The sequence below is a fragment of the Flavobacterium sp. genome (assembly GCF_036405015.1).
Lineage (GTDB): Bacteria > Bacteroidota > Bacteroidia > Flavobacteriales > Flavobacteriaceae > Flavobacterium.
In genome coordinates this window covers 21328-27781 of the sequence record NZ_DASWYK010000067.1, presented here as the reverse complement: position 1 = coordinate 27781, position 6454 = coordinate 21328, and the positions used below count along the sequence as shown (strand labels likewise).

Annotated in this window: 8 protein-coding genes; 2 read left to right on the top strand and 6 right to left on the bottom strand. The window is 33.8% G+C overall.

Translation table 11 applies throughout. The annotated features are described in order from the left end of the window. The 4 genes from VGE71_RS05730 to VGE71_RS05715 form a co-directional block, all read right to left on the bottom strand. Window positions 1–250 (bottom strand): GxxExxY protein (locus VGE71_RS05730; RefSeq protein ID WP_331137450.1); only part of this gene is annotated, 250 nt, incomplete at its 3' end. 134 nt (window positions 251–384) lie between these two features. Beyond that, window positions 385–810, bottom strand: coding sequence for a SufE family protein (locus VGE71_RS05725; protein ID WP_331137449.1), 426 nt, complete (start codon window positions 808–810; stop codon window positions 385–387). Between the two features lie 2 nt (window positions 811–812). Beyond that, the gene (locus tag VGE71_RS05720; protein WP_331137448.1) at window positions 813–1238 is read right to left on the bottom strand and encodes a hypothetical protein; all 426 of its coding nucleotides are present in this window, start codon (window positions 1236–1238) and stop codon (window positions 813–815) included. Between the two features lie 13 nt (window positions 1239–1251). After that, a complete protein-coding gene (locus tag VGE71_RS05715; protein ID WP_331137447.1) occupies window positions 1252–2466 on the bottom strand; it encodes a cysteine desulfurase in 1215 nt (404 codons plus the stop codon). A gap of 219 nt (window positions 2467–2685) precedes the next feature. Between VGE71_RS05715 and VGE71_RS05710 the strand changes: the two genes are divergently transcribed. Both VGE71_RS05710 and VGE71_RS05705 read left to right on the top strand, forming a co-directional pair. Beyond that, a complete protein-coding gene (locus tag VGE71_RS05710; RefSeq protein ID WP_331137446.1) occupies window positions 2686–4035 on the top strand; it encodes a serine hydrolase in 1350 nt (449 codons plus the stop codon). A 4-nt stretch (window positions 4036–4039) separates the two neighbouring features. Then, a complete protein-coding gene (locus VGE71_RS05705; RefSeq protein WP_331137445.1) occupies window positions 4040–4207 on the top strand; it encodes a hypothetical protein in 168 nt (55 codons plus the stop codon). A gap of 105 nt (window positions 4208–4312) precedes the next feature. Here VGE71_RS05705 and sufD read toward each other — a convergent pair whose 3' ends face one another. Next, entirely contained in the window at window positions 4313–5629 is a 1317-nt protein-coding gene (sufD, locus tag VGE71_RS05700; protein WP_331137444.1) for a Fe-S cluster assembly protein SufD, read from the bottom strand. Between the two features lie 65 nt (window positions 5630–5694). Then, complete coding sequence (gene sufC, locus VGE71_RS05695) at window positions 5695–6441, bottom strand: Fe-S cluster assembly ATPase SufC (RefSeq protein ID WP_057121683.1); 747 nt, start codon at window positions 6439–6441, stop codon at window positions 5695–5697. Window positions 6442–6454: the final 13 nt, after the last annotated feature.

Sequence of the window (6454 nt, the reverse complement as noted above, 5' to 3'; positions counted from 1 at the left end):
CTTTTAATTCAAGAACTAAACAATTCTCTATAAACAGATCACACCTTAAATCTGATTCTAATTGCAACCCTTTATATTCAACAGGAATCTTCAATTCTGATTCAAAATTAATTCCTCTTAAAGAAAGTTCTTTAATCATACATTGATGATAAATACTTTCTAAAAGTCCTGCGCCAATTCTTTTATGAACTTCAATGGCTGCTCCATTTACCTGATAAATTAAATCAGTCAAATATTTCTTTGTTATCATTACTTTTTTTAGCAATAATACAAATAAAAAGAAAGATAAAACTTACTTTAAATTTTTCTAACCATATAAGCCATATAAGTTCATTTAAAACAAAACTTAAATTTTCTTATATAACTTATATGGTTTAAATTTTTTTAATTTTTGTTTTTAGCATCAAAAGCCAAAGCGTACATTTTAATGTTTTTTATCATCGAAACCAAACCGTTTGCACGTGTTGCAGATAAATGTTCTTTTAGTCCGATTTCGTCAATAAATTCCGTGTCTGCTTCCAGAATATCTTTTGCTTTTTGATTAGAGAAAGCACGAATTAAAATTGCAATAATTCCTTTTGTCAAAATAGCATCACTGTCTGCTGTGAAAACAATTTTATCATCGTTTTGTTCGCCTTGTAACCAAACTTTTGACTGACAACCTTTGATTAAATTCTCGTCGGTTTTGTATTCTTCTTTGATTAACGGAAGACTTTTTCCTAGTTCGATGATGTATTCATAACGCTGCATCCAGTCGTCGAACATTGAAAATTCATCTATTATTTCGTCTTGTATTTCTTTTATCGTCATAATTATTCTTTAGAAAAATCAACTAATAAATTTACTAGTTCTTCGATTTCTTTTGGAGGAAAACCATTGTCAAAACCTGGAGTTTCATATGTTTTTCCATCTTTTATTATTTTTAAATTTCCTATTGCGGCACCGTCATAAGTACGTTTATCAGTTGGTGCTTTTAAAGTAGAAAGATTTTCTAGATTAACTTTTGAAAATGCTGAAACAATTTGGTTCCATTTGGAGTCGTCAATATTGCTTTTTACAGCATCAGCATTACGCTCTTTCGTAACAGAAGCCGATTTATTTTTCACAACGATGCTTTTGTAATATCCTCTAGACATTGCTGAATATTCAATTTGAGTCGATTGCATATCTACTTTTTTTTGACTGCAACATCCTGATGCAATAAAAAGCGTTAAAAGCAATATTGATAGTATTCTCATACGTTTCGTTTTTTTAGCTTAACATGATCTGTGCTTTTTTCACAGCTTCAACCATGGCGTCAATTTCTTCTTTTGTATTGTAGAAAGAGAAAGAAGCACGAATTGTTCCCGGAATACAGAAGAAATTCATGATTGGCTGAGCACAATGATGACCTGTTCTAACTGCAATTCCTAACTTATCTATAATAGATCCAACATCATACGGATGAATTCCATCAATATTAAACGAAACTACCGAAGCTTTATTTTTTCCAGTTCCGTAGATTCTAATGCCTTCAATTTCAGATAAACGTTTTGTAGCGTGTTCTAAAAGTTCGTGCTCGTATGCTTGAATGTTTTCAAAACCAACTTCGTTTAAATAATCGATTGCAGTTCCTAATACGATTCCGCCAGCGATATTTGGAGTTCCCGCTTCAAATTTATGAGGAAGATCAGCGTAAGTTGTTTTTTCGAAAGTAACTTCTTTAATCATTTCACCACCACCTTGGTAAGGAGGAAGTTTGTTTAGCCAAGCTTCTTTTCCGTACAAAATTCCAGTTCCGGTTGGACCACACATTTTATGACCAGAAAAAGCATAAAAATCGCAATCTAATTCCTGAACATCTGGTTTTAAATGCGGAACTGCCTGCGCGCCGTCAATTAAAACGGCAGAACCAACAGCGTGAGCTTTGTCAATGATATATTTAATTGGGTTAATGATTCCCAATGCATTTGAAATATGATTTACAGTAACGATTTTCGTTTTGTCTGAAAGCAATTTGTCAAATTCTTCCATGATCAATTCTCCGTTGTCATTGATTGGAATAACTTTTAAAATCGCTCGCGTTTTTTCACATAACATCTGCCAAGGCACAATATTACTGTGATGTTCCAAAGAAGAAACAACCACTTCATCGCCAGGTTTTAAAATAGAAGCAAATCCGTTTGCCACTAAATTAATTCCGTGCGTTGTTCCTGATGTAAAAAGCACTTCGTGAGCATGTTTTGCGTTGATGTGGTCTTTTACTTTTCCACGAGCAACTTCGTAAGCATCAGTTGCTAACTGGCTTAAAGTGTGAACGCCACGGTGAATGTTGGCATTGATTTCTTGATAATATTTTACTTCAGCATCAATTACAACTTGTGGTTTTTGCGAAGTAGCTCCGTTGTCGAAATATACTAATGGCTTTCCGTTTACAGTTTGAGAAAGTATCGGGAAATCAGCTCTTATTTTTTGAATATCTAGCATGTCTTATTTAGAAAAAATCTATTTACAAAAGTACTAAAACTAAATTTGTTTATACAGAAATTCTATAATTTCCTTTTATGGCGCCATTGCCTCAAGGTGTAAATGCTGATTCCGTAAAAATCAATTCGGTTTTCTGAATTATCTGAAACGGTTTTCTAATTTGATGCTTAAAAACGTGAAGATAAATTATTTATATTGCAGTAAAAATATCTAATCATCATGAAAAAATTTCTCAAAGTACTTCTGCTTGTTTTAGTTCTTGCTTTTTTGTATTTCGGATTTACAACTTATCCGAAGCTTGATTTAATTTCAGGTTTCTCGGCTAAAAGTGTCGCATCAGGACATTTTATGGATAATCGTCCATTAGATTTAATTGAGAAAACCGACAATGATATCAAAATGATTGATTTGGCAAAAAACTCAATTGATGATGCTGGAAAATTTGCAACAGCTTCTGTTTATGGTTTAAAAGAAAGAAAAGCTATTTACCGCGAAGGTATCGGAGCCACTTTGATTAATGATAATTTTGATGTTTCAAAACCTTATTTACTTCCAAAAAGAACGAAACTAGAAAATAATCTTCCTTTTCCGTATGGAAATAATGAGCCAAAAGATACTTCATTTTCAAATGTCGATTATTCAAAATTAAAAAAAGCGGTTGACAATGCTTTTGATAAAACTGGCGGAAGAATTAAAAGAACTCGTGCCGTTGTTGTTTTATATAAAGACCATTTAGTAGCTGAAAAATATGATACTGGATTTAATAAAGACAGTAAGATTCTAGGTTGGTCAATGACAAAAAGCATCACAAGTTCGGCTTTTGGCGTTTTGGCAAAACAAGGAAAAATTGATATTTACAAACCAGCTCCGGTTGCAGAATGGAAAAATGACGAACGTAAAAATATTACGATAAACGATTTGCTTCACATGAATTCTGGTTTAGAATGGGAAGAGAATTACAGCACGATCTGTGATGCTACAAAAATGCTTTTTCAAGCCGAAGATATGGGAAAAGTGCAATTGGAAAAACCAGCACAATTCAAACCCAACACATATTGGAATTATTCTTCTGGAACAACCAATTTATTATCTCTAATTTTAAGAAGACAATTTAAAACCCAACAAGAATATCTTGATTTTTGGTACAGTGCTGTAATCGACAAAATCGGAATGAACTCGATGATTGTAGAACAAGACATGAGCGGAACTTTCGTTGGTTCATCTTACGGCTGGGCGACACCACGCGACTGGTCAAAATTTGGATTATTATATCTTCATAAAGGAAACTGGAACGGTGAACAAATCCTTGACGAAAGTTGGGTAAAATACACCGCAACTCCAACCAATACTTCTGAAGGTAAATATGGCGCTCAGTTTTGGTTAAACGCAGGCGGAAAATTTCCAGATGTTCCTCGCGATATGTTTTATTGCAGTGGTTATCAGGGACAAATGGTGGCGATTATTCCATCAAAAGATATGGTGATCGTGAGAATGGGAGTGAGAGAAGAAGAACCTGGATTTGATTTTAATGGGTTTTTAAAGGAGGTTATTGCTTCAGTTAAGAAATAAAATTATGAAGAAGCTTTTACATCCAATTGTAATGTTGATAATTGGTTTCGTTTTAAACGGAATCGCTTGGTCTGCCAATATTGATCATCCATTTAATACGATTTGTTTATTACTTGGATTAGCGTTGTTTTTCTTAGGTGCTATATTATCAATTATCAAAATTAGAAGCTAATATTTAACCGCAAAGACGCTAAGTAAAAGCGCAAAGTTCGCAAAGTTTAAAACTAAACCTTGCGAACTTTGCGTAAATCTTTGCGAACCTTGCGGTTAAACAATTCTACAAATCAAATCCTAAATTCACGCCTAATTTCATGGCAATGATTTTAGTAATTCTTTGTTTTAATTCTGGTATTTTAATGCTTTCGATAACGGCATTTGAGAATGCGTACATCAATAAAGCTTTAGCTTCTTTTTTCGGGATTCCGCGAGATTGCATGTAGAACATTGCTGTTTCATCAAGCTGTCCAACAGTACATCCGTGAGAACATTTTACGTCATCAGCAAAAATTTCCAATTGTGGTTTTGCGTTGATTGTCGCTTTATCGCTCAATAAAATGTTGTTGCTTTTTTGGAAAGCGTTTGTTTTTTGAGCTTCTTTCTCAACCAAAACTTTTCCGTTGAAAACTCCAGTCGAACGATCAGAGAAAATTCCTTTATAATCTTGAAAACTTTCGCAGTTTGGTTGTGCGTGGTTTACCAAAGTATAATGGTCAACGTGTTGTTTGTCATTCAAAATAGAAATTCCGTTCAGCGTACTTGTCAATCTTTCTCCGAAATGGTAAAAGTTCAAGTTGTTACGAGTAAGGTTTCCTCCGAATGAGAAAGTATGAACAGAAGCGTGGCTTTCTTGTTGTTGAGAAACATAAGTGTTGTCAACTAAGTTTGCTTCGCTGTTGTCGTTTTGAATTTTGTAATAATCAACAATCGCGCGTTTTTGAGCAAAAATCTCTGTAACAGAATTTGTTAAAACCGGATTTTCATTCAAACTTTGGTGACGCTCGATAATTTGAACATGTGAATTTTCACCCACAATAACCAAATTTCTTGGCTGAACCATTAAAGCTGTTTCATTTCCAGTTGAGAAATACATAATTTCAATTGGTTTGTCAGCTACTTTTTTCTTTGGAATATTGATAAAAGCACCTTCAATAGCAAAAGCAGTATTCAATGAAGTTAAGCTGTCATCTTTGCTTGCAATTTGGTTGAAGTACGTATCAATAACCATTTTGTATTTTGGTTTGGTCAATGCTGATGACATCAAGCAAACATCGATTCCGTCGTGTGTCGTAGAAGACAAATGCGAACTGAAAACACCATCAATAAAAACTAATTTATAAGTGTCAATTTCGTGTAAAAAGTATTTTTTTACCTGATTGAATTCGATTGCATTTTCTTGCTTTGGAAAAACCGTAAAGTCATTTTTTAAGATGGCGTTTAGCGATGTATATTTCCAAGCTTCTTCCTTTTTGGTTGGGAAACCTTTATTTTCGAAGTTTTTTATAGCATTTGTACGGATGTCATGCAAATCTGAATGCACATCAACACGCTCCTCAAAAGCCATAAAAGACGATACTAATTTTTCTTTTAAATCCATTTCTTTAGTTATAAGTTATGAGTTATAAGTTGTGAGTTTGGTAAACTGTAAACTGTAACTGTAAACTAGTTTTCTGCTTTAATCCAATCGTATCCTTTTTCCTCAAGCTCGTATGCCAATTCTTTTCCTCCTGATTTTACAATTCTTCCGTTGTAAAGAACGTGAACGAAATCTGGAACGATATAATCTAATAAACGTTGGTAGTGAGTGATAACGATAATTGCATTTTTCTCGCTTTTTAATTTGTTTACACCATTTGCAACAATTCTCAAAGCATCGATATCAAGACCAGAATCGGTTTCGTCAAGAATAGCTAATTTTGGCTCTAACATTGCCATTTGGAAAATCTCGTTTCTTTTTTTCTCTCCTCCAGAAAAACCTTCATTTAAAGAACGAGATAAAAATTTACGGTCGATTTCTAATAATTCAGATTTCTCACGAATCACTTTCAGCATTTCGTTTGCAGGCATTTCTTCCTGTCCGTTTGCTTTACGAGTTTCGTTGATAGCCGTTTTCATAAAGTTAGTTACACTAACTCCAGGAATTTCTACTGGATATTGAAAAGAAAGGAAAACACCTTTGTGCGCTCTTTCTTCAGGAGCTAAATCAGCAAGATCTTCTCCGTCAAGAATTACTTCTCCGTCTGTAACTTCATAATTTTCGTTTCCTGCAATAACAGCAGAAAGTGTACTTTTTCCAGAACCGTTTGGTCCCATTATCGCGTGAACTTCTCCAGCTTTAACTTCTATATTAATTCCTTTAAGGATTTCTTTATCACCAATTGCGGCGTGAAGGTTTTTTATTGATAACATTTTTTTTCTTTGT

What these genes read in the sequence shown, in the direction of transcription:
- VGE71_RS05720 (WP_331137448.1), bottom strand. Translation starts at nt 1,238, where the DNA reads ATGAGAATACTATCAATATTGCTTTTAACGCTTTTTATTGCATCAGGA.
- VGE71_RS05710 (WP_331137446.1), top strand. Translation starts at nt 2,686, where the DNA reads ATGAAAAAATTTCTCAAAGTACTTCTGCTTGTTTTAGTTCTTGCTTTT.
- VGE71_RS05705 (WP_331137445.1), top strand. Translation starts at nt 4,040, where the DNA reads ATGAAGAAGCTTTTACATCCAATTGTAATGTTGATAATTGGTTTCGTT.
- VGE71_RS05725 (WP_331137449.1), bottom strand. Translation starts at nt 810, where the DNA reads ATGACGATAAAAGAAATACAAGACGAAATAATAGATGAATTTTCAATG.
- sufD (WP_331137444.1), bottom strand. Translation starts at nt 5,629, where the DNA reads ATGGATTTAAAAGAAAAATTAGTATCGTCTTTTATGGCTTTTGAGGAG.
- VGE71_RS05715 (WP_331137447.1), bottom strand. Translation starts at nt 2,466, where the DNA reads ATGCTAGATATTCAAAAAATAAGAGCTGATTTCCCGATACTTTCTCAA.
- sufC (WP_057121683.1), bottom strand. Translation starts at nt 6,441, where the DNA reads ATGTTATCAATAAAAAACCTTCACGCCGCAATTGGTGATAAAGAAATC.